The sequence below is a fragment of the Citrobacter sp. Cpo074 genome, assembly GCF_030332745.1.
In the GTDB taxonomy this organism is placed as follows: Bacteria; Pseudomonadota; Gammaproteobacteria; order Enterobacterales; family Enterobacteriaceae; genus Citrobacter; species Citrobacter portucalensis.
Map to the genome: position 1 here is coordinate 1,320,614 of NZ_JAOWHG010000027.1, position 23,519 is coordinate 1,344,132.

24 protein-coding genes are annotated in these 23,519 nt (G+C 51.6%); 17 read left to right on the top strand and 7 right to left on the bottom strand.

All coding sequences use genetic code 11. The features are described 5' to 3' along the window. Positions 1-8 precede the first annotated feature (8 nt). The 7 genes from mrdA to lipA all read left to right on the top strand — a co-directional run bounded on the left by mrdA (position 9) and on the right by lipA (position 7,797). Entirely contained in the window at positions 9-1,910 is a 1,902-nt protein-coding gene (gene mrdA / locus OGX83_RS11035; RefSeq protein ID WP_003831292.1) for a peptidoglycan DD-transpeptidase MrdA, read from the top strand. 2 nt (positions 1,911-1,912) lie between these two features. After that, the gene (mrdB, locus tag OGX83_RS11040) at positions 1,913-3,025 is read left to right on the top strand and encodes a peptidoglycan glycosyltransferase MrdB (RefSeq protein ID WP_003022718.1); all 1,113 of its coding nucleotides are present in this window, start codon (positions 1,913-1,915) and stop codon (positions 3,023-3,025) included. Between the two features lie 10 nt (positions 3,026-3,035). Further along, complete coding sequence (gene rlpA, locus OGX83_RS11045; RefSeq protein WP_153753551.1) at positions 3,036-4,145, top strand: endolytic peptidoglycan transglycosylase RlpA; 1,110 nt, start codon at positions 3,036-3,038, stop codon at positions 4,143-4,145. 142 nt (positions 4,146-4,287) lie between these two features. After that, positions 4,288-5,499: a D-alanyl-D-alanine carboxypeptidase DacA gene (dacA, locus tag OGX83_RS11050; protein WP_003022711.1), complete on the top strand. Its 1,212-nt coding sequence runs from the start codon at positions 4,288-4,290 to the stop codon at positions 5,497-5,499. 106 nt (positions 5,500-5,605) lie between these two features. Beyond that, positions 5,606-5,869 (top strand): DUF493 family protein YbeD, encoded by a 264-nt coding sequence (gene ybeD, locus OGX83_RS11055; RefSeq protein WP_003022706.1) that lies wholly within the window; start codon positions 5,606-5,608, stop codon positions 5,867-5,869. A gap of 114 nt (positions 5,870-5,983) precedes the next feature. Continuing rightward, complete coding sequence (lipB, locus tag OGX83_RS11060) at positions 5,984-6,625, top strand: lipoyl(octanoyl) transferase LipB (RefSeq protein ID WP_003831286.1); 642 nt, start codon at positions 5,984-5,986, stop codon at positions 6,623-6,625. 206 nt (positions 6,626-6,831) lie between these two features. Then, positions 6,832-7,797 (top strand): lipoyl synthase, encoded by a 966-nt coding sequence (gene lipA, locus OGX83_RS11065; RefSeq protein WP_003022702.1) that lies wholly within the window; start codon positions 6,832-6,834, stop codon positions 7,795-7,797. A 98-nt stretch (positions 7,798-7,895) separates the two neighbouring features. Here lipA and tatE read toward each other — a convergent pair whose 3' ends face one another. Beyond that, positions 7,896-8,099, bottom strand: a complete 204-nt coding sequence (tatE, locus tag OGX83_RS11070; protein ID WP_003022699.1) for a twin-arginine translocase subunit TatE — start codon at positions 8,097-8,099, stop codon at positions 7,896-7,898. A gap of 128 nt (positions 8,100-8,227) precedes the next feature. Continuing rightward, positions 8,228-9,016, bottom strand: a complete 789-nt coding sequence (locus OGX83_RS11075; protein WP_103015082.1) for a deaminated glutathione amidase — start codon at positions 9,014-9,016, stop codon at positions 8,228-8,230. Positions 9,017-9,106: 90 nt separating this feature from the next. Here OGX83_RS11075 and crcB point away from each other — a divergent pair, with 90 nt between their 5' ends. After that, positions 9,107-9,490 carry a fluoride efflux transporter CrcB gene (gene crcB / locus OGX83_RS11080; RefSeq protein WP_003831281.1) on the top strand — a complete coding sequence of 128 codons (384 nt, stop codon included), beginning with the start codon at positions 9,107-9,109 and terminating at the stop codon, positions 9,488-9,490. Between the two features lie 52 nt (positions 9,491-9,542). Here crcB and cspE read toward each other — a convergent pair whose 3' ends face one another. Together cspE and pagP are read right to left on the bottom strand one after the other, a co-directional pair. Next, positions 9,543-9,752, bottom strand: coding sequence for a transcription antiterminator/RNA stability regulator CspE (gene cspE / locus OGX83_RS11085; RefSeq protein WP_000034825.1), 210 nt, complete (start codon positions 9,750-9,752; stop codon positions 9,543-9,545). A gap of 189 nt (positions 9,753-9,941) precedes the next feature. Then, positions 9,942-10,505, bottom strand: a complete 564-nt coding sequence (gene pagP, locus OGX83_RS11090) for a lipid IV(A) palmitoyltransferase PagP (RefSeq protein WP_003831280.1) — start codon at positions 10,503-10,505, stop codon at positions 9,942-9,944. Positions 10,506-10,967: 462 nt separating this feature from the next. Here pagP and dcuC point away from each other — a divergent pair, with 462 nt between their 5' ends. After that, complete coding sequence (gene dcuC, locus OGX83_RS11095) at positions 10,968-12,353, top strand: anaerobic C4-dicarboxylate transporter DcuC (protein ID WP_003022136.1); 1,386 nt, start codon at positions 10,968-10,970, stop codon at positions 12,351-12,353. Between the two features lie 116 nt (positions 12,354-12,469). Here dcuC and dpiA read toward each other — a convergent pair whose 3' ends face one another. Then, a complete protein-coding gene (gene dpiA / locus OGX83_RS11100) occupies positions 12,470-13,150 on the bottom strand; it encodes a two-component response regulator DpiA (RefSeq protein ID WP_003831279.1) in 681 nt (226 codons plus the stop codon). Then, complete coding sequence (dpiB, locus tag OGX83_RS11105) at positions 13,119-14,780, bottom strand: sensor histidine kinase DpiB (protein ID WP_008784080.1); 1,662 nt, start codon at positions 14,778-14,780, stop codon at positions 13,119-13,121. The genes dpiA and dpiB overlap by 32 nt, the downstream gene beginning before the upstream one ends. Before the next feature lie 391 nt (positions 14,781-15,171). On the opposite strand from dpiB, the gene citC reads away from it, so the two are divergent. The 8 genes from citC to rna all read left to right on the top strand — a co-directional run bounded on the left by citC (position 15,172) and on the right by rna (position 22,826). Then, a complete protein-coding gene (gene citC / locus OGX83_RS11110; RefSeq protein WP_003831277.1) occupies positions 15,172-16,248 on the top strand; it encodes a [citrate (pro-3S)-lyase] ligase in 1,077 nt (358 codons plus the stop codon). Continuing rightward, a complete protein-coding gene (citD, locus tag OGX83_RS11115; RefSeq protein ID WP_003831276.1) occupies positions 16,245-16,541 on the top strand; it encodes a citrate lyase acyl carrier protein in 297 nt (98 codons plus the stop codon). Before citC ends, citD begins: the two co-directional genes overlap by 4 nt. Continuing rightward, entirely contained in the window at positions 16,538-17,446 is a 909-nt protein-coding gene (locus OGX83_RS11120; protein WP_003831275.1) for an aldolase/citrate lyase family protein, read from the top strand. Before citD ends, OGX83_RS11120 begins: the two co-directional genes overlap by 4 nt. Before the next feature lie 9 nt (positions 17,447-17,455). Continuing rightward, positions 17,456-18,988 carry a citrate lyase subunit alpha gene (gene citF, locus OGX83_RS11125; protein ID WP_003831274.1) on the top strand — a complete coding sequence of 511 codons (1,533 nt, stop codon included), beginning with the start codon at positions 17,456-17,458 and terminating at the stop codon, positions 18,986-18,988. A 3-nt stretch (positions 18,989-18,991) separates the two neighbouring features. Continuing rightward, a complete protein-coding gene (citX, locus tag OGX83_RS11130; RefSeq protein WP_003831273.1) occupies positions 18,992-19,546 on the top strand; it encodes a citrate lyase holo-[acyl-carrier protein] synthase in 555 nt (184 codons plus the stop codon). Further along, a complete protein-coding gene (citG, locus tag OGX83_RS11135) occupies positions 19,515-20,420 on the top strand; it encodes a triphosphoribosyl-dephospho-CoA synthase CitG (protein ID WP_003831272.1) in 906 nt (301 codons plus the stop codon). The genes citX and citG overlap by 32 nt, the downstream gene beginning before the upstream one ends. Before the next feature lie 25 nt (positions 20,421-20,445). Continuing rightward, complete coding sequence (citT, locus tag OGX83_RS11140) at positions 20,446-21,909, top strand: citrate/succinate antiporter CitT (RefSeq protein ID WP_003831271.1); 1,464 nt, start codon at positions 20,446-20,448, stop codon at positions 21,907-21,909. A 110-nt stretch (positions 21,910-22,019) separates the two neighbouring features. Continuing rightward, complete coding sequence (rna, locus tag OGX83_RS11145) at positions 22,020-22,826, top strand: ribonuclease I (protein ID WP_286588025.1); 807 nt, start codon at positions 22,020-22,022, stop codon at positions 22,824-22,826. Between the two features lie 41 nt (positions 22,827-22,867). Here rna and OGX83_RS11150 read toward each other — a convergent pair whose 3' ends face one another. Next, positions 22,868-23,491 (bottom strand): flavin reductase family protein, encoded by a 624-nt coding sequence (locus OGX83_RS11150; RefSeq protein ID WP_032942675.1) that lies wholly within the window; start codon positions 23,489-23,491, stop codon positions 22,868-22,870. Positions 23,492-23,519: the final 28 nt, after the last annotated feature.

Consider the following 23,519-nt stretch of genomic DNA (forward strand, 5'->3'; position numbering starts at 1 on the left):
AGCAGCGGATGAAACTACAGAATTCTTTTCGCGACTATTCGGCTGAGTCCGCGCTGTTTGTGCGCCGGGCGCTGGTCGCTTTTTTGGGGATTTTGCTGCTCACCGGCGTGCTGATCGCCAACCTTTATAATCTGCAAATCGTTCGCTTTACTGATTATCAGACCCGCTCGAACGAAAACCGCATCAAACTGGTGCCTATCGCCCCCAGTCGCGGCATCATTTATGACCGTAACGGAATTCCACTCGCCCTTAACCGCACCATTTATCAGATAGAAATGATGCCGGAAAAGGTCGACAACGTTCAGGATACCCTCGACGCGCTGCGTAACGTCGTAGACCTGACGGACGACGACATTGCCGCCTTTAAAAAAGAGCGCGCCCGTTCACACCGCTTCACCTCCATTCCGGTAAAAACTAACCTCAGTGAAGTGCAGGTGGCACGGTTCGCCGTTAATCAATATCGCTTTCCCGGCGTCGAAGTTAAAGGCTATAAACGCCGCTATTACCCCTACGGCTCTGCGCTGACCCACGTCATTGGCTACGTATCGAAGATCAACGATAAAGACGTGGACCGCCTGGACAAAGACGGCAAGCTGGCCAACTACGCGGCGACGCACGACATCGGTAAATTGGGTATTGAACGCTACTATGAAGACGTACTTCACGGCCAGACGGGTTATGAAGAAGTTGAAGTGAACAACCGTGGCCGCGTCATTCGCCAACTGAAAGAAGTGGCGCCGCAGGCCGGGCACGATATCTATCTCACCCTTGACCTGAAACTCCAGCAGTACATCGAAACGCTGCTGGCGGGCAGTCGTGCCGCGGTGGTAGTCACCGACCCGCGTACCGGTGGCGTTCTCGCACTGGTGTCCATGCCGAGCTACGACCCGAACCTGTTTGTCGATGGTATCTCGAGTAAAGATTACTCCGGGTTGCTCAATGACCCGAATACCCCATTGGTTAACCGCGCAACTCAGGGTGTCTACCCTCCTGCTTCGACGGTTAAACCTTACGTCGCGGTTTCTGCATTAAGTGCAGGCGTCATCACCCGCAATACTGGTCTGTTCGATCCGGGTTGGTGGCAATTACCGGGCTCTGAAAAACGTTACCGCGACTGGAAAAAATGGGGGCACGGCCATCTGAACATCACCCGTTCTCTGGAAGAGTCGGCGGATACGTTTTTCTATCAAATCGCCTATGATATGGGGATAGACCGCCTTTCAGAGTGGATGAGCAAGTTTGGCTACGGTCAATATACGGGTATCGATCTTGCCGAAGAGCGCGCCGGAAACATGCCAACCCGCGAGTGGAAGCAAAAACGGTTCAAAAAGCCATGGTACCAGGGTGATACCATTCCGGTCGGCATCGGTCAGGGTTACTGGACAGCAACCCCTATCCAGATGAGTAAAGCGCTGATGATCCTTATCAACGACGGTTTGGTAAAAGTTCCGCATCTGCTGATGAGTACGGCAGAAAACGGCAAGCAAGTGCCGTGGATTCAGCCGCACGAACCACCCGTTGGTGACATTCATTCCGGTTATTGGGAAATCGCAAAAGACGGCATGTACGGTGTAGCCAACCGTCCTAACGGTACTGCACACAAATATTTCGCTGGCGCACCTTACAAAATTGCGGCGAAATCCGGTACTGCACAGGTCTTTGGCCTGAAAGCCAATGAAACCTATAACGCACATAAGATCGCCGAGCGCTTACGTGACCACAAGCTGATGACGGCCTTCGCACCCTATGATAAGCCCCAGGTTGCTGTCGCCATAATTCTTGAGAACGGTGGCGCGGGCCCGGCTGTGGGTACCATTATGCGCCAGATCCTTGACCACATTATGTTGGGCGACAATAACACCAATCTGCCTGCAGAAAACCCCGCGGTTGCAGCAGCGGAGGACCAATAATCGTGACGGATAATCCGAACAAAAAAACATTCTGGGACAAAATCCACATCGATCCCACGATGTTGCTTATTTTGCTGGCGCTGCTGGTTTACAGCTCGCTGGTCATCTGGAGCGCCAGCGGCCAGGATATTGGCATGATGGAGCGCAAGGTCGGTCAGATCGCAATGGGCCTGGTCATCATGGTGGTGATGGCGCAAATCCCGCCCCGAGTTTATGAAGGCTGGGCTCCCTATCTCTACATCTTTTGCATCATTTTGTTGGTGGCAGTAGATGCCTTCGGCGCTATCTCCAAAGGTGCGCAGCGCTGGCTGGATTTGGGGATTGTGCGTTTTCAGCCATCCGAAATCGCCAAGATTGCCGTGCCGCTGATGGTCGCGCGCTTCATCAACCGTGATGTTTGCCCGCCATCGCTAAAAAATACCGCCATTGCGTTGGTGCTGATATTTATGCCCACCCTGCTGGTGGCCGCCCAGCCAGACCTCGGAACTTCAATACTGGTCGCTCTTTCCGGTCTGTTTGTTCTGTTCCTTTCTGGTTTGAGCTGGCGTTTAATCGGTGTTGCGGTAGTCCTGGTTGCGGCGTTTATCCCGATACTGTGGTTCTTCCTGATGCATGATTATCAACGTCAGCGCGTCATGATGTTACTCGATCCGGAAACCGATCCGCTGGGTGCGGGTTATCACATCATTCAGTCTAAAATTGCTATTGGCTCCGGCGGTCTACGTGGTAAGGGCTGGCTACACGGTACGCAGTCGCAGCTTGAGTTTTTACCCGAACGCCATACAGATTTTATCTTCGCGGTATTAGCGGAAGAACTGGGTCTGGTAGGGATCTTAATTCTGCTGGCGCTGTACATTTTGCTGATTATGCGCGGATTATGGATCGCTGCCCACGCGCAAACCACCTTTGGTCGCGTCATGGCGGGTGGTTTAATGTTGATATTATTCGTTTATGTCTTCGTAAATATTGGTATGGTGAGCGGTATTCTGCCCGTGGTTGGCGTTCCTCTCCCACTGGTCAGTTACGGAGGCTCGGCACTTATCGTGCTGATGGCTGGGTTCGGGATTGTTATGTCGATCCATACCCATAGAAAAATGTTGTCGAAAAGCGTGTAAGGGGTACGCAATGCGTAAGCAGTGGCTTGGTATCTGCATCGCAGCAGGAATGCTCGCGGCGTGTTCGAGTGATGATGGTCAGCAACAGGGTGCTGTCGCGCCGCAGCCTGCGGTGTGTAATGGTCCGATTGTTGAAATCAGCGGGGCCGATCCGCGCTTTGAACCCCTGAACCCAACGGCGAATCAGGACTATCAGCGTGATGGTAAGAGCTACAAAATCGTCCAGGACCCTTCCCGCTTTAGCCAGGCAGGGCTTGCCGCTATTTATGATGCGGAACCCGGAAGCAACTTAACCGCGTCTGGTGAAGCGTTCGACCCGATGCAGTTAACCGCAGCGCATCCGACGCTGCCAGTCCCAAGCTATGCCAGAATAACTAACCTGGCAAACGGCAGGATGATTGTCGTGCGCATTAACGATCGCGGCCCTTATGGCAACGATCGCGTGATTTCACTTTCACGTGCAGCAGCCGACCGTCTGAATACCTCCAACAATACCAAAGTACGTATCGACCCGATCATCGTCGCCCAGGATGGTTCCTTGTCCGGGCCGGGAATGGCTTGTACCACGGTAGCGAAACAAACCTATGCCCTGCCCGCGCGTCCTGATTTAAGCGGCGGTGGCAGTATGGGCAGCATGCCTGCGCCATCGGATGCAGGTCAGCCGCAAGGCGATATTCGTCCGATCAGCAATTCCACGTTGAAAAGCGATGATACAACCGGTGCGCCAGTGAACAGCAGTGGATTCCTCGGTGCGCCGACCACGCTCGCAGCAGGCGTGCTGGAAGGTAGCGAGCCGACTCCGGCTCCGCAACCGACCACCACCGCACCGGTAACGCCAACCGCACCAGCAGCAACACCAGCCGCCGTCGCTGCACCTGCGCCAGCGGCAGTAGCCAACGGACGCTACGTGGTTCAGGTTGGCGCAGTCAGCGAGCAGTCGCGTGCGCAGCAGTATCAAAAACGTTTAAGCCAGCAATTTGGCGTCCCAGGTCGGGTGGTACAAAACGGCGCAGTCTGGCGTATCCAGATGGGGCCGTTCGCCAGCAAAGCTGAAGCCTCCACATTGCAGCAGCGTCTTCAAGCCGAGGCGCAATTACAGTCCTTCATCACCGGCGTGTAATAACGTAAATCAGGTATCTGAACTGTCAGTTTCTGTAAATGACATTAACAAAGTCACGCGGAAAGTCAGATGCCTGCCCGTTTTGCATTTGCTATAGTAGGGCACTTTTTTTAATTTCATCACGGACGTCGTAGTTCAGACCATGAAGACCACTTTTTCCGCTCGTTTCGTGCAGCGTATGGCGCTCACCGCGGCTCTCTGCGCAGCTTCTCTCTCTGCTGCCCATGCCGATGACCTGAATATTAAAACCATGATCCCGGGTGTTCCGCAGATCGATGCGGAGTCATATATCCTGATTGATTACAATTCAGGTAAAGTTCTGGCAGAACAGAACGCCGACACTCGCCGCGACCCCGCCAGTCTGACCAAAATGATGACCAGCTACGTCATCGGCCAGGCGATGAAAGCCGGGAAATTCAAAGAAACCGATCTGGTCACCGTCGGCAATGACGCCTGGGCTACAGGTAACCCGGTCTTTAAAGGTTCATCGCTGATGTTCCTGAAGCCAGGAATGCAGGTTCCTGTTTCTCAGCTTATCCGTGGTATCAACCTGCAATCCGGGAATGACGCGTGCGTGGCAATGGCGGACTTCGCAGCCGGTAGCCAGGATGCTTTCGTCGGTCTGATGAACAGCTATGTGAACGCGCTGGGCCTGAAAAACACCCACTTCCAGACCGTTCATGGTCTCGATGCTGACGGTCAATACAGCTCGGCTCGCGACATGGCGATGATTGGTCAGGCGCTGATTCGCGACGTGCCTAACGAATACTCTATCTATAAAGAAAAAGAGTTCACCTTTAACGGCATCCGTCAGTTAAACCGTAACGGCCTGCTGTGGGATAACAGCCTGAATGTCGACGGTATCAAAACCGGTCATACCGACAAGGCTGGCTATAACCTCGTTGCATCCGCAACCGAAGGTCAGATGCGTCTGATCTCCGCCGTCATGGGTGGCCGCACCTATAAAGGTCGTGAAACCGAAAGTAAAAAACTGCTGACCTGGGGCTTCCGTTTCTTTGAAACCGTGAACCCACTGAAAGTCGGTAAAGAGTTTGCTTCAGAGCCCGCCTGGTTTGGTAATACCGATCGTGCATCGTTAGGCGTAGATAAAGATGTCTACCTGACTATTCCGCGCGGCCGCATGAAAGATCTGAAAGCAAGCTATGTGCTGAACACCACGGAACTGCACGCACCACTGCAGAAAAACCAGGTTGTCGGCACCATCAACTTCCAGCTGGATGGCAAAACCATTGAGCAGCGCCCGCTGGTAGTCCTGCAGGAAATCCCTGAAGGCAACTTCTTTGGGAAAATCATTGATTACATTAAATTAATGTTCCATCACTGGTTTGGCTAAAAATCGAACACTTGAAAGTGTGATTTACGTCCCCATATACTAGGTATCCAGATAACTCCCACGCGCTGTGGGAGTTATTATTTATTGATGTAACGCCGGAGCTGACATGAAAACCAAACTTAACGAACTGCTTGAATTCCCTACTCCATTTACTTACAAAGTAATGGGGCAGGCGTTGCCTGAGCTGGTTGATCAGGTGGTTGAAGTGGTACAGCGCCATGCGCCAGGTGATTACTCTCCGACGGTAAAACCGAGCAGCAAAGGCAACTACCACTCGGTCTCAATCACTATTACTGCTACACACATTGAGCAGGTTGAAACGCTGTACGAAGAATTAGGCAATATCGATATCGTACGCATGGTACTGTAAAAACCTGTTGGTTACCCGCTGCATCCCCGCTCGGGTAACCCCTCCCCCCTGTGATATACTTTCCCCCCTCTTTTATATTCTCTACTCTATGTGAGTATCTACGGAGATGCCGTTTTGTATCAGGATAAAATTCTTGTCCGCCAGCTCGGTCTTCAACCTTACGAGCCAGTTTCTCTGGCCATGCACGAATTCACCGATACCCGCGATGAAAACAGTTATGACGAAATCTGGCTGGTAGAGCATTATCCTGTTTTTACCCAGGGTCAGGCAGGTAAAGCAGAGCACGTACTGATGCCGGGAGATATTCCGGTGATCCAGAGCGATCGTGGCGGTCAGGTGACTTATCACGGGCCGGGCCAGCAGGTCATGTATGTGCTGTTGAACCTGAAGCGTCGTAAACTTGGCGTTCGCGAACTGGTTACGCTGCTGGAGCAAACCGTTGTGAATACCCTTGCGGAAATCGGTATTGACGCCCACCCGCGAGCCGATGCACCAGGCGTATACGTTGGAGAGAAGAAAATCTGCTCTTTGGGGTTACGTATTCGTAAAGGTTGTTCATTTCACGGCTTAGCGCTCAATGTGGATATGGACTTGTCGCCTTTCCTGCGTATCAATCCTTGTGGTTATGCCGGAATGGAAATGGCGAAGGTATCGCAGTGGGATAGCACAGCCACGACCGAGAGCATTCGCCCAAGGCTGCTGGCCAACATTCTGGCTCTGTTGGGTAACCCACCGCACGAGTACATCGCGGACTGAAATTAAGCGCATACTTTGCCACGGCATATGTTGTGGCAAATGGCACAAAACAACAACTATTTTACATTTTGCCAGCCTGTCAGGCTGCTTTCTGGCCCGTTTCAATGATATACTGCGTATCACTAATTCAAAAATAGTTGATAAATGCAACATTCCCTTGAATTGAAACGCTTTCCTTCGTAATTCGCAACTGGAACACGCAAGCTATGAGTAAACCCATTGTGATGGAACGCGGTGTTAAATACCGCGATGCCGATAAGATGGCTCTTATCCCGGTAAAAAATGTGGCAACAGAGCGTGAAGCCCTGCTGCGTAAACCGGAATGGATGAAAATAAAACTGCCAGCGGACTCCACTCGCATCCAGGGCATCAAAGCGGCAATGCGCAAAAATGGCCTGCACTCTGTCTGCGAAGAAGCTTCCTGCCCTAACCTGGCTGAATGTTTCAATCACGGAACTGCAACCTTTATGATCCTCGGCGCAATCTGTACCCGCCGTTGCCCATTCTGTGACGTTGCCCATGGCCGTCCGGTTGCTCCTGATGCTAACGAGCCGTTAAAACTTGCTCAGACGATTGCTGACATGGCGCTGCGCTATGTCGTCATTACCTCAGTTGACCGCGACGATCTGCGTGACGGCGGTGCTCAGCACTTTGCTGACTGCATCACCGCTATTCGTGAGAAAAGCCCGTCGATTAAAATCGAAACGCTGGTGCCTGACTTCCGTGGTCGTATGGATCGTGCGCTGGATATCCTCACGGCCACCCCGCCGGATGTGTTTAACCACAACCTCGAAAACGTACCACGTATTTATCGCAATGTACGCCCCGGGGCTGACTACAACTGGTCACTGAAGCTTCTGGAACGTTTCAAGGAAGCGCACCCGGAGATTCCGACTAAATCAGGTCTGATGGTCGGTCTGGGCGAAACCAATGCGGAAATCATTGAGGTCATGCGTGACCTGCGCAGTCATGGTGTAACTATGTTGACGCTGGGGCAGTATTTACAGCCAAGCCGCCATCACCTGCCGGTTCAACGCTATGTGAGCCCGGATGAGTTCGATGAGATGAAAGCCGAAGCTATGGCAATGGGCTTTACCCATGCAGCCTGCGGTCCATTCGTTCGCTCTTCTTACCATGCTGACATGCAGGCCAAAGGGCTGGAAGTGAAGTAATCGTGTAATACTCACTTACATATCAGCAATAAAAAAACCGGCAAATTGCCGGTTTTTTTTCATGCAGAGTATGCAGTATGAGCATCATGCTCCTGACATTACTCTTTATGAGAAAGCTTCTCAGCCTGAACGCTACCATCAGCATCTTTCTTAGCATCGGCATTATCGTCGTTCATTGCTTTCTTGAAGCCCTTGATTGCCGTTCCCAGGTCTCCACCCAGTGTACGTAACTTCTTGGTACCAAACAGCAGAACAACCAGTGCGGCAACCACCAGCAGTTTGGTAATACTAATCTCACCCATAGATACCTTCTTGACTTAAACCAGGCTGCATAAAGCGCCATATTAACCTGAGAATATTAACGGCCTTTCGACGCGCGCACACAATAGCAATCTGTAACAAGGTGAATCAAGCCTTGTTTAAAAAAACGTCATAATAATTGCGGTGGCGCAAAGCGTCGGTTACTCAACACCGGGAGTTGTGCCCTAACCTGCCTCACCCGCTCGGCGGAAACCTCGGCCATAATTAGCGCGGGCGTTTCTGCCGCAGCAGCAATGGTCACACCAAAGGGGTCGATGACCCTGCTTTGGCCGATATTCTTGTTACCGCACTCTCCCGCCGCAATCAAGTAACACGTCGCATCTAACGCTCTTGCCGCCAAAAGCGTAGCCCAGTGATGCTCTTTAAGCGATCCCCGAACCCAGGCTGCGGGTAAGACAAGAATTTCCGCTCCCTGCAATGCGTGCGCCAGCGCCAGCTCAGGAAAGCGCAGATCATAACAGGTCATTAACCCTACTTTTAACCCGTCTACGTCCAGCAGCGGCGCTATGGCGTCCCCTGCATCAACATTACGTGACTCCTGAATCGAAAAGGCATCATAGAGATGTAATTTAGCGTAATGGGCCACGACCTGACCTGCCCGTAGCGCCACCAGCATGTTAAACGCCCGGCCTGGCACAGAAGGAACATGAATCGTCAGGATTGTCGTCATCTCGTTTTGCGCGCTTTCTCGCAGCAAGCGCGTCAAAAACCCGCCCTCCAGCAGTTGAGCTGATTTCACTGACAGGTCTGGGTCCAGATCGTCACGGGCCAGAAGCGCCTCCGGTAATACCAGCAGCGACGCCCCCTCTCCTGCAGCCTGTGACATCAATAAGACGCAGGTTTCTGCATTTTTTTCCCATGAAGGTCCCACGGCAAATTGCCCTGCTGCAACGAACATATTCCCTCCAGAAAACGTTGTTAGGCTCGCCAACCACGATTATTCAGCGTTACACTCATCCTATATACAATCAAATAGCAGGATTATGCAGTGTTACAACTCCTTTTAGCGGTTTTTATCGGTGGTGGTACAGGTAGTGTAGCAAGATGGATGTTGAGCATGAGGTTTAACCCGCTACATCAGGCCATCCCATTCGGCACGCTGGCTGCAAACTTACTTGGCGCATTTATCATTGGTATGGGTCTGGCATGGTTTAATCGCATGACAAACATTGATCCAATGTGGAAGGTACTGATTACCACTGGCTTTTGCGGGGGACTGACAACGTTTTCCACTTTCTCAGCTGAGGTGGTGTTTTTGCTACAGGAAGGACGCTTTGGTTGGGCTATGGTGAATGTACTGGTTAATCTGTTGGGATCATTTGCGATGACCGCCCTGGCATTCTGGCTGGTTTCGGCCTCTCCCGCGCACTGAAGCGAAAAAAAACCCGCAATTAAGCGGGTTTTGAATGCTTGCTGTCGTATGCTTACAGAGCGATTACGTTTGCAGCAGAAGGGCCTTTGGCACCGTTAGTGATTTCGAACTCTACACGCTGACCTTCAGCCAGAGTTTTAAAACCATTGGTCTGGATTGCAGAGAAGTGTACGAACACGTCTTTGCTGCCATCTTCCGGAGTAATGAAACCGAATCCTTTGGACTCATTAAACCACTTAACGTTACCTTTAATCTTAGACATCAAAATTACCTTTACATGAAAAATAGACACAAATGCTGTGTCGGGTATCAGTACAACAATTGTGGTGGACTTTGTCCAGTCGAACTTTATCAAAAAGTGATAAATGTCGCGTTATTTTTCAGTTGAAGTTAATATCACACTGTTTTTAAAAGACTTTTTAATAATCCAACTGACAATACAGGTAGTCCATCAAAACTGGAAACGCATCCATGCAAAGTAGACGTTACCGTTGTTGTACGTTCCCGGAATGTAGGTCATCTGGAACGTTGCCGGACCATACCCTATCGATGCCAGCGGTAACAGCACGGGAACCGGAATGTAGTTCCAGTTATCTCGCGCGGTAAAACCGGCGGTAAAGCCAAGTCCGGTATGGAAATTTTCATCTGCCAGCGGTCGCCAGGTTTTTTCCCAGCCATAACCACCAATAGGTTCCCATTTATTGTAGGAATCCTTAAAGGCCATTATATAAAGCCCGTGCCAGTTACCTTTATCATCCCAACGGGATTGACCAAAGCCCGCCCCCCATGGGCGTTCATTGTAGCGATCCGTTTTTTCTTTATCATAAGCAAAACGAGCATGCCAGGTAATAGCCGGCACGTACAGATCATAATGTTCTGGCTGCTGCCAGGTTTCACTGACGTTGTCTTTAAAAGTAGCGAACCAGCCTTTATCTTCAGCAGCGCCCTGGGGAATGAAAGCTAACTGAATAAAAAGAAATGAAAAAATGAGAAAATATCGTTTAGCGACAATCACAACTTAATTACCATCCTGGGATTTATTATTAATTGTAGCAAACCCAACCTTAATGTTAGCTTAACAAAAATGCGCAGCTAAAAAATCAGAATAATCCTCAGCCTATAATTTTTAAGATAATTATCCATGAGTTTATTGAGCCATCTAATAGGAACTATTTTCTCTTTATTGCCAATAAATTGTTCTTTCCTGCGAAAAAAGTTAAATATCATCACAATAAATTAACAATTAATATTCATCATTGCCACAAAACACACACATCAGCGCTGCGCTTCACAGTTTCTTATTGTGAGATTCTTTTTTAAACCGCGATGCTGAAAAAACGGCTTAACCATCGCTTGAATCCGTATTTTTATTGATTTTAATCAGCAAGAGTTATCGGTTTATTAGGCACATTCTGTCACCACTTTTTACTTTTTTTAGTTTTTTTACTTTCTGGGCAGCAATGCGACAGGGGAAACGATGTTGACATTTATTGAACTCCTTATTGGGGTTGTGGTTATTGTGGGTGTAGCGCGCTACATCATTAAAGGTTATTCCGCGACAGGCGTACTGTTTGTTGGTGGTCTGGTTTTGCTGATTATCAGTGCGCTGATGGGACATAAAGTTTTGCCGTCCAGCGCGGCATCAACGGGCTATACGGCAACAGACATTGTTGAATATATTAAAATTTTGCTGATGAGCCGTGGTGGCGATCTCGGCATGATGATCATGATGCTGTGTGGTTTTGCCGCTTATATGACCCATATTGGCGCGAACGATATGGTCGTTAAGCTGGCCTCCAAGCCTCTGCAATACATCAACTCTCCTTACCTGCTAATGATTGCCGCCTATTTTGTCGCCTGCCTGATGTCACTGGCGGTTTCTTCAGCAACCGGTCTGGGTGTATTGCTGATGGCAACACTATTCCCGGTCATGGTTAACGTTGGGATCAGCCGTGGCGCCGCAGCGGCCATTTGTGCCTCCCCTGCTGCAATTATTCTTTCACCAACATCCGGTGATGTGGTGCTGGCGGCAAAAGCTGCGGAAATGCCGCTGATCGATTTCGCCTTTAAAACCACGCTGCCAATTTCCATTGCCGCCATCATTGCTATGGCGATTGCCCACTTTTTCTGGCAGCGTTTTCTGGATAAAAAAGAGAACATTTCTCATGAAATGTTAGATGTGGCTGAAATCACCACGACTGCCCCGTCATTTTACGCCATTCTGCCGTTTACCCCGATTGTTGGCGTCCTGATTTTTGATGGTAAATGGGGTCCACAGCTGCATATCATTACGATTCTGGTTCTGTGCATGCTCATCGCGGCTATTCTGGAGTTCGTACGTGGGTTCAACACCCAAAAGGTTTTCTCTGGTCTGGAAGTCGCTTACCGTGGCATGGCGGATGCCTTTGCTAACGTGGTGATGTTGTTAGTCGCTGCGGGTGTATTTGCCCAGGGTCTGAGCACAATCGGCTTTATTCAGAGTCTGATTTCTATCGCCACCTCGTTTGGTTCAGCGAGCATTATTCTGATGATGGTGCTGGTGATCCTGACTATGCTGGCGGCAATGACTACGGGTTCTGGTAACGCTCCGTTCTATGCCTTCGTTGAGATGATCCCTAAGCTGGCGCATTCCTCCGGCATTAACCCAGCTTACCTTGTTATCCCGATGCTGCAGGCGTCAAACCTTGGACGCACAATCTCCCCGGTCTCCGGCGTGGTGGTTGCTGTTGCTGGTATGGCGAAGATTTCTCCGTTCGAAGTGGTGAAACGTACCTCGGTTCCGGTTCTGGTTGGGTTGTTGGTTGTGATTATCGCAACTGAAGTGATGGTACCAGGTTCTTCTTCAGCCGTCGTTGGCGGCTGATACTCAGAGAAATGTAGGCCGGATGAGGCATTCACGCCGCATCCGGCATTTCGACTGCAACGTTGCCGGATGTCGATGCTAAAGCATCTTATCCGGCCTACGTCAGAAATCAGCATTTAGCCGCCGTGATAGATACGCTGCGGCCTACCCACCTTACCGTGAATAATCTCCGCAATAATCAAATGTCGGCTGGCACAGTACTCCAGGTAGCGTCTGGAAGTCGTTCGGCTGATAGTGAGCGCCTGGGCGATCGTTTCTGCTGTATGGTGTACCGTCGGATCGGCAAATAATTTCAGCACTGCATTCAGCGTTAAGGCATCAATCCCGGTCGGTAAATCCCCTTTCGGCTCGCCCCGCGCGTAGGCATTAAACATCTCATCTATCTGCTTTTGACTGGCGCTATCATTACCGGCCAACATGCGTCGCCGCTGTTGATAACGCGTCAGGGTCTGCCCCAGCCGCTCGTAGGCAATGGGTTTGACCAGGTAATCAAACGCGCCGCTGCGCACAGCTTCGGAGACTGTTTCCATGTCGCTGGCCGCCGTGGTAAACACCACACCGCCCGGATAACGCGCCTGGGTTAGCTCATGCAATAAGGTAATTCCCTTGCCGTCCGGCAAGTAGTTATCGAGCAGAATCAAACCGGGCTTAAAACGCTCAATCATCATCCTCGCCTGCGCAAGATTACCCGCCAGCCAAATCTGGCTGAAGCCGGGTATATGGCGGATATATTCAGCATGCATTTCCGCCAGTAGCGTTTCATCCTCAACGATCAATAGCGTTAATGGTTCCGTCATTGTTTTTTTTCACTTTCGGAAGAAATAAAGAAAATAAGGTGCCGCAGGGGGAGTTATCTTCGAGCGTAATCACCCCGTCACAGCGCCTCACATAACTTGCAATAAGATACAAACCGATGCCATGTTCACCTGGTTCATCGGTACGGGTGCTCACACCCTGTTCAAATATTTTTTCACGCAATGCTTCCGGCACACCGCATCCCTGATCGGCAACTTCGATGATCACGTCATCCCCTTCATCGCTCAAATAGAGTTCGACGACCTTGTTGCCTTGCTGGGTGCGCAAGCTCGCTTCAAATGCATTATCAAGCAGATTGCCAACAATTGCTGCAAACTCTGTGCTATCCAGCCCCTCGGGGAGTTGATGCAGTTGGCTGCCCGGAACAATAGTCATGGTGAGACCCAGTTCCCGCGCGCGCTGCACCTTGCCAAACAACAGACCGGCTACCTGACGATCGGCAAACGCGCCGCGCAGACTGTCAATCAGTTGCTGTTGCGCCTGGGATTCCCCCTGCACCATGGCCAGAACCTTGTCATACTCTTTCATTTGCAGCAGACCATTGATAGTCGACATCCAGTTCAGATGCTCATGACGCAGCGTCCTCAGGCTCTCTACATACTGTTTGATTTGCGTTAACTGCGCATTAAGAGTAGCAATTTCATCTTTACTACGAAAACTGATGATTGCCCCAAGCAGTTCGTCACCGGAGCGAATCGCCTCACGGTTGGCGATAACGCTCAGTCCATTAAAGTTGACCATCGCGTCCTGTCGTTTTTCCGCAATCTGTTGGGTGAAAAAGTCCGCTGGCTGAACCACCTCACTCACCGGTTTTCCAAGCCACTTTCTCCCAGGTGAAGACAGCCCCAGCATTTTCCTCGCACTGCGATTTATTGCGGTGATATATCCATCAGGATCCACGGCAATCAATCCTTCATATACCGAGCTGAACAACGCTTCCTGCTGACGTACCACACGCGCAATTTGTTTCGGTTCCATACCCAACATCTGCCGACGAATATGGGCAGCGAAAAACCAGGAGAGCAGCATAAGTACCAGCAACAGGAGGATAAACACGCCGGCCATCGGAAGTAAGAAGTCCGATCGCCAGCTATCGATTTTGCTGATCAGATAACCAATTGAGACTACGCCAATGATTTTGCCATCGTCATCAAAGATGGGCGTTTTAGCGCGCATTGCCATCCCGATGGACCCTTTACCGGTAATAAAGTAGCTCTCGCCTTTTTCCAGCGCACCGGGTTTGGTGAACTGCATCGGATAGCCAATCTTTTCCGGGTTCGGATGATATAGACGAATGGAGTTGGTATCCCCGATAACCACATAGTCGAAGTCAGTTCCGCTCTGCAGTTTGTCGGCAATCGTCGCCAACCGCTTGTAATCACGATGCTTAACCGCCGTGATGATACTGTCGTTAGAGGCGATGATTTTGGCCTGATTCATTGCCATATCGCGGACATGCGTTGCCAGATAATCTTCAAAGCTGGCGGTGAAGTATTGTGCCAGGGCGGCAATGATAAAAACAGAAACGACCAGAATGAGCAGAAAGATACGTAAAGGAAACGCCAGACTGCGGAAAAAAGGAAACCGTGTTTTATTTTTCTGTTCTGCCATCACATTTTTCCTCACCGACGTTAACTAAAACTAATTTCTCATTGTAGTTGTAATTAAAATGTTCTATTTACACGTTATGGTATAAAACAAGATCGTTGCAGATTCCCCACCTTAAATCAATTAAACAAATTAAAACCACACCTTATTTTAGGGTTAAATTAATTAAAAAACTTAAAACCATAAAACACATTAAAACCTTCTAACTTATTGTGAAATAAATCAAAAATTACCTCCAAAATACCCCTTACGATGTATGCAGCAGGGAAAAAAAGAAATACTCCGTAATAAAAAACCATTCCCTTCAATTGCAAACAAAACGTTATCAGGTTGCTAAACAGAGCAACAAAAACAGAAACCCAGTAACAAATATAGCATCGGGGCTCTATTCACTATGTTCGGTAATAATATATTCACGCAAGTTAAACGCTCAGAAAATAAAAAGATGGCGGCTATCGCGCAATTTCTGAAAGAGAATGATTTGAGCGTAGATACGACCGTCGAAGTATTTATCACCGTCACCCGTGACGACCGTCTGATTGCCTGCGGTGGTATCGCTGGGAATATTATTAAGTGTGTCGCAATCTGTGAATCTGTCCGCGGCGAGGGTTTAGCGCTGACGCTGGCGACTGAGTTAATCAACCTTGCCTATGAACGCCATTGTACGCACCTCTTCATCTATACCAAAACCGAGTACGAATCGCTGTTTAAACAGTGCGGTTTTTCTACGCTCACCAGCGTTCCCGGCATTATGGTATTGATGGAAAACAGCACCACACGTCTGAAACGCTACGCCGAATCACTGGCAAAACAGCGTCATGATGGGAAAAAAATTGGCTGTATCGTCATGAACGCCAACCCCTTCACCAACGGACACCGTTTTCTGATCCAACAGGCGGCCGCGCAATGTGACTGGCTGCATCTGTTTTTGGTGAAAGAAGATACCTCACGTTTTCCGTATGAAGACCGCCTGGATCTGGTGCTTAAAGGAACAAAAGACATTCCACGTTTAACCGTGCATCGCGGTTCGGAGTACATCATTTCCCGCGCCACGTTCCCGTGTTACTTCATCAAAGAGCAGAGCGTTATTAACCACTGCTACACCGAAATAGACCTGAAAATCTTCCGCCAGTATCTGGCTCCGGCTCTCGGAGTCACGCACCGCTTCGTCGGTACTGAGCCGTATTGCACCGTCACCTCCCAGTACAACAACGATATGCGCTACTGGCTGGAGACCCCAACGCTTCCCGCCCCGCCGATTGAACTGGTGGAAATTGAGCGGCTGTGCTTTCAGGAGATGCCGATTTCCGCCTCCTGGGTGCGCAAGCTGCTGGTTAAAAAAGATCTCACGGCTATCGCATCCCTGGTCCCTGACGCCACGCTGCAGTATCTGCAAAGCATGGTTGAGCGAGCCTCATCGGGTGCGGCAGTCCGCCAAAATACCCCCGCATTAGCAACAGGTGAAAAATGAAAATAAACCAGGCAGCCGTCGCAGGCACACTCGAGTCTGGTGATGTGATGATTCGCATCGCCCCACTCGATTCGCAGGATATTGACCTGCAGGTTAACAGTAGCGTCGAAAAGCAGTTCGGTGATGCCATCCGGGCCACCATTCTGGACGTTCTGTCCCGCTACAACGTACGCGGCGTGCAATTGAATGTTGATGATAAAGGCGCACTGGACTGCATTTTACGTGCGCGACTGGAAGCACTACTGGCCCGCGCTGGCGGTATTCCGGCACTGCCATGGGAGGATTGCCAGTGATTTCCGAATCTTTGCAACAACGTAAAACCCGTACTCGCCGCAGCATGTTGTTCGTACCGGGCGCCAATGCCGCCATGGTCAGCAACTCGTTCATCTACCCGGCAGATGCACTGATGTTCGACCTGGAAGACTCCGTCGCGTTGCGTGAAAAAGATACCGCTCGCCGCATGGTGTACCACGCGCTGCAGCATCCGCTGTATCACGACGTTGAAACCATCGTGCGTGTAAACGCCCTCGACTCCGAATGGGGCATCAACGACCTTGAAGCCGTGGTACGTGGCGGTGCTGACATCGTACGTTTACCGAAGACCGATACCGCGCAGGATGTCATCGACATCGAAAGCGAAATTCTGCGTATCGAAAACGCCTGTGGCCGTGAGCCAGGCAGCACCGGTCTGTTAGCCGCCATCGAATCGCCGTTAGGCATTACCCGCGCGGTAGAAATTGCCCATGCTTCCGAACGTCTGATCGGTATTGCCCTGGGTGCGGAAGACTATGTACGTAACCTGCGCACTGAGCGCTCACCGGAAGGTACTGAACTGCTGTTTGCCCGCTGCTCTATTTTGCAGGCTGCACGTTCTGCCGGTATTCAGGCGTTCGACACCGTGTATTCCGATGCCAACAACGAAGCGGGTTTCCTGCACGAAGCCGCACATATCAAGCAACTGGGTTTTGACGGCAAATCGCTCATCAACCCGCGCCAGATCGAACTCCTGCACAACCTGTACGCCCCAACGCGCAAAGAACTGGCTCACGCCCGTCTGGTTGTGGAAGCCGCTGAAGCCGCTGCTCGCGAAGGTCGTGGCGTAGTTTCCCTGAACGGCAAAATGGTCGACAGCCCGGTTATCGAGCGCGCCCTTCTGGTTATCTCCCGTGCAGAACTTTCCGGCATTCGCGAAGAATAAGGCAAAAAAATGACGCAGAAAATCGAACAGTCTCAACGCCAGGATCGCGTGGCGACCTGGAGCCGTCATGCAGAAAGTGAGCTTTCCGCTTATCAGAGCACCGCAAAAGTAGAATTGCAGGCGCAAAAACCGCGCGACAAAAAGCTGTGCACTAACCTGGAAGACGCTATTCGTCGTTCAGGTTTACAGGATGGTATGACTATCTCTTTCCACCACGCTTTTCGTGGTGGCGATCTGACGATTAACCTGGTGATGGACGCCATCGCCAATATGGGCTTTAAAAATCTGACGCTGGCCTCCAGCTCTCTGAGCGACTGCCATGCTCCGCTGGTTGAGCACATCCGTCAGGGCGTGGTCAGCCGCATTTATACCTCCGGTCTGCGTGGCCCGCTGGCGGAAGAAATCTCACGTGGCCTGCTAGCCGAACCGGTACAAATTCACTCCCACGGTGGCCGTGTGCACCTGGTGCAAAGTGGCGAGCTCAGCATTGATGTGGCGTTCCTCGGCGTGCCGTCCTGCGACCAGTTTGGCAACGCCAACGGTTATACCGGCAAAGCGTGCTGCGGCTCACTGGGCTATGCCCGTGTAGACGCCGAAAACGCGAAACAGGTTGTCCTGCTGACTGAACAGCTGCTGACCTATCCGCATAACCCGGCCAGCATTACGCAGGATCAGGTAGATCTGATCGTGCAGATCGATCAGGTCGGCGATGCGGACAAAATTGGTGCCGATGCGACCCGCATGACCACCAACCCGCGTGAACTGTTAATCGCCCGTAGCGCGGCTGAGGTCATTGCTAATTCCGGCTACTTCAACGAAGGCTTCTCACTGCAGACAGGAACCGGTGGCGCTTCTCTGGCCGTTACGCGTTTCCTGGAAGACAAAATGCGCAGCCGCGATATCCGTGCCGACTTCGCGCTGGGCGGCATTACCGCTACCATCGTTGACCTGCACGAAAAAGGCCTGATTCGCAAACTGCTGGACGTTCAGAGTTTTGACCGTAACGCCGCGGAATCGCTGGCCCGCAATCCAAACCACATTGAGATCAGTGCCAACCAGTATGCCAACTGGGGCTCAAAAGGCGCATCCGTCGATCGTCTGGACGTCGTGGTGCTCAGCGCGCTGGAAGTTGATACCAGCTTCAACGTTAACGTACTGACCGGTTCTGACGGCGTACTGCGCGGCGCATCCGGCGGTCACTGCGATACCGCGGTTGCCGCTGCGCTGTCTATCATCGTCGCGCCGCTGGTTCGCGGACGCATCCCGACCCTGGTTGATAACGTGCTGACCTGCGTAACCCCAGGCTCCAGCGTTGACATTCTGGTCACTGACCACGGTATCGCCGTCAACCCTGCACGTCCGGAACTGGCAGAACGTCTGAAAGAAGCCGGTATGAAAGTGGTGTCCATTGAATGGCTGCGCGAACGTGCACAGCAGCTCACCGGTCAGCCACGCGCTATCGAATTCACTGACCGCGTGATTGCCGTTGTGCGTTACCGCGATGGTTCAGTGATTGACGTTGTGCATCAGGTGAAGGAATAAACCATGCACCTGCTCCCTGAATACGCCACCCAACACGCGGTTTCCATTCCCGAGCTGCTAGCCAGCCGCGATGAGAGACAGGCAAGGCAACAGGAGTGGCTGACACGCCACTCTGCGCCGCTGGTCTCGTTTACCGTCGTCGCACCGGGACCGATTAAAGACAGCGAATTAACCCGTCGTATCTTTAATCACGGCGTAACCGCCTTGCTCGCGTTGGCGAAACAATCCACCTGGATTGTCAGGGAGCAAACAGCGCTGGTTTCTGCCAGCGGTCCAGAAGGTCTTTTGTCTATTGAGGCTCCGGCCCACGACCTCAAGCTCGCCACAATTGAACTTGAGCATTCACACCCGCTGGGACGGCTATGGGATATCGATGTCCTGACCCCTGAAGGGGAAATTCTGTCCCGGCGTCATTTCGCACTCCCTGCCCGCCGCTGTCTGCTGTGCGAGCAAAGTGCTGCCGACTGTGCGCGGGGTAAAACCCACGCGCTTTCCGACTTACTCACTCAGATGGAGGCACTGCTGCATGATGCCGATTCCCGCAACATCAACCAATAACGCAGTCCTCCCTCTGGATCTGCCTGATGCTTACGCAACGCTTGCGTGGCGCGCCATGTTGACTGAAGTCAACTTGTCGCCCAAACCCGGTCTGGTAGATCGTATTAACAACGGCGCGCATAAAGATATGGCGCTGGAAGATTTTCATCGCAGCGCTGAAGCGATTCAGTCATGGCTGCCACGTTTTATTGAATATGGGGCGTTTAGCGCACAGCTGTCGCCTGAGGATGTATTGAAAGGACTGCGCCCGCTGGGCATGGCCTGCGAAGCCGATATGTTCCGCGCCACCGCCGGGGTGAACACCCATAAAGGGAGTATCTTTTCACTGGGACTGCTGTGCGCCGCCATTGGCCGCCTGCACCAGCTCCAACTCACTGTTACCGCTGAAACCATTTGCTCTACGGCAGCAACATTTTGCCGTGGCCTGACCGAGCGCGAACTGCGCCAGAACAATCAACAACTCACGGCTGGCCAACGTCTTTATCAGCAATTGGGATTAACCGGCGCACGGGGCGAAGCCGAAGCGGGATATCCGCTAGTCATCCAGCATGCCCTGCCGCACTACCGCGCACTGCTGACTCAGGGCCGCGACCCTGAACTGGCGTTACTCGACACATTATTGCTGCTGATGTCTATCAACGGCGACACCAACGTGGCTTCACGTGGCGGCGCAGAAGGTCTGCGTTGGCTACAGCAGCAGGCCACCGCCCTGATGCAGCAAGGGGGGATTCGTACCCCTGCCGATCTCGAATATCTACACCAGTTCGACCAACAGTGCATTGAACGCAACCTCAGTCCCGGAGGCTGCGCCGATCTGCTGATCGTCACCTGGTTCTTAGCTCAGATTTCACAAGTTCATCATTATCACAATTAAAGATCCTTTCCGGAGAATCACACACATGTCTTTAGCAAAAGATAAAATATGGAAGTTATTGGCCCCCCTGGTCGTCATGGGTGTCATGTTTCTAATCCCCGTCCCTGATGGAATGCCTCCACAGGCCTGGCACTACTTTGCCGTGTTTGTGGCGATGATCGTCGGTATGATCCTGGAGCCAATTCCGGCAACAGCGATCAGCTTTATCGCCGTAACGATCTGCGTTATCGGCAGCAACTATCTGCTGTTTGATGCTTCAGAACTGGCCGACCCGGCGTTTAAAGCGGGTAAGCAAGCGCTGAAATGGGGTCTGGCGGGCTTCTCCAGCACCACCGTGTGGTTGGTGTTTGGTGCGTTTATCTTCGCACTGGGTTATGAAGTCACCGGTCTGGGTCGTCGTATCGCGCTGTTCCTGGTGAAATTCATGGGTAAACGTACCCTGACGCTGGGTTATGCGATTGTTATCATCGACATTCTGCTGGCACCGTTTACTCCATCTAACACCGCGCGTACCGGTGGCACCGTATTCCCGGTTATCAAAAACCTGCCGCCGTTGTTTAAATCATTCCCGAACGATCCTTCCGCGCGCCGTATCGGTGGATATTTGATGTGGATGATGGTCATCAGTACCAGCCTGAGTTCCTCGATGTTCGTGACCGGCGCTGCGCCTAACGTGCTGGGTCTGGAATTCGTCAACAAAATTGCCGGTATTCAAATCAGCTGGTTGCAGTGGTTCCTCAGCTTCCTGCCGGTCGGTATTATTTTGCTGATCGTTGCTCCGTGGCTGTCATACGTTCTGTACAAACCAGAAGTTACTCACAGTGCTGAAGTTGCCGCTTGGGCCGGTGATGAACTGAAAGGCATGGGTAAACTGACCCGTAAAGAGATAACGCTGATCGGTCTGGTATTGCTCAGTCTGGGTCTGTGGGTCTTCGGTGGTAAACTGATTGATGCAACCGCAGTGGGCCTGCTGGCTGTTTCCCTGATGCTGGCGCTGCACGTTGTACCGTGGAAAGACATTACCCGTTATAACAGCGCATGGAACACTCTGGTTAACCTCGCCACGCTGGTCGTTATGGCGAATGGTTTAACCCGTTCAGGTTTCATCGACTGGTTCGCCAACACCATGAGCACGCATCTGGAAGGCTTCTCGCCTAACGCGACCGTGATCGTACTGGTGCTGGTGTTCTATTTTGCTCACTACCTGTTTGCCAGCCTTTCTGCACACACGGCCACCATGCTGCCGGTTATTTTGGCTGTAGGTAAAGGCATCCCGGGCGTGCCGATGGAACACCTGTGTATCCTGCTGGTACTGTCCATCGGTATCATGGGCTGTCTGACTCCATATGCAACAGGCCCAGGCGTTATCATCTACGGCTGTGGTTATGTGAAGTCCAAAGACTACTGGCGTCTGGGTGCTATCTTCGGCGTTATCTACATCGCTATGCTTCTGCTGGTCGGCTGGCCGATTCTGGCAATGTGGAGCTAATCATTCCCGTTCACGCTTGATGAAAATGATGCCAGTCAGCTAAACCTGACTGGCATTTTTTATGATTAAATAGATGATATTCAGAATTTATATAAGTGTCCGAAATCATCATGACATCAACATGGCGTTATTCTTCGTTGCTGGCAGCACTCCTGCTACCAGTTTCTGCAGCTCAGGCCGATGAACTTCAGGCAAAACAGTACGCTGATTTTGACAGCTACGTGCTGGCTCTCTCCTGGCAAACCGGATTTTGTCAGAGCCAACACGAGCGTAATCGTCAGGAGCCTGACGAATGTCGTTTGCAAAAAGAGAGCGCAGACAAAGCTGATTTCCTGACCGTTCACGGTTTATGGCCCAGCCTGCCTAAATCCATTGCCGCCCGTGGAGTAGACAATCGCCGTTGGATGCGTTTTGGCTGCGCGACTCGCCCTATTCCTAACCTGCCTGAAGCGCGCGCCAGCCGTAAATGCGCGGCCCCCGAAACCGGGCTGTCGCTGGAAAGCGCGGCAAAACTCAGCGCCGTAATGCCTGGTGCTGGTGGAAGATCCTGTCTGGAACGTTACGAGTATGCCAAACATGGCGCGTGTTTCGGTTTTGATCCCGACGCGTACTTCGGCACGATGGTACGGCTGAATAATGAGGTTAAGGACAGCGAGGTGGGCAAATTCCTGGCGGAAAACTACGGCAAAACCGTCAACCGTAACGCATTTGACGCCGCCGTTGCCAAAAGCTGGGGCAAAGAGAACGTCAAAGCGGTGAAGCTAAGCTGCCACGGCAATCCAGCGTATCTCACTGAGATCCAGTTATCCCTGAAAGCCGACAACATCAACCAGACGTTATCTGCCCAGTCATTCTTACCGCAACCGCATCCGGGTAGCTGCGGTAAACAGTTTATTATCGACAAAGTGGGATACTGAAACTTGCGACCGACGCTGCGAGCTGGCGTCGGTCCGTAAACTTAGCGTTTTGCACGGGCGTCCGGGCGAACTAAATCAAAACGATGTGTTTCACTGATCGAATAATACGCCGTTGGCCCACCTGCACGCAGTACCGGCTTCGCTTTCGCCGTCTGATAGATGCCGTCTTCCAGGAGCGTTTCATCTATGTGAATGCCTACCACTTCTCCCAACACCAGCCAGGTATCAACCGGTGAGCCATCAGCGGTAGTCAGTTGCAGGCTTTGCGATAAGCGACACTCAAAATTGACCGGGCTTTGCGCCACGCGCGGCACGTTGACTATCCGGCTATCTGCCTTGCTAAGCCCGGCGGCAAAAAACTCGTCCTCACCGTGCGGCAAGCTGGCTGACGTTTCGTTCATCGCAGTGGCCAGCTCAAGAGTCGTCAGGTTCCAGACAAATTCACCGGTTTCGATAATATTCTGCACGCTGTCTTTCCAGCCGCTGCTGGCGAAACCGATAATCGGCGGATGATAGTTAAAACAGTTAAAGAAACTGTATGGTGCCAGATTGTGCCGACCGTTGCTGTCACGCGACGCAATCCAGCCAATCGGGCGCGGTCCAATGATGGCATTTAGCGGATCATGCGGTAAGCCGTGTCCCTGTGACGGTTGATAGAAATACATAGCGTTCCCTGTTGAAGTTAACGTCAGC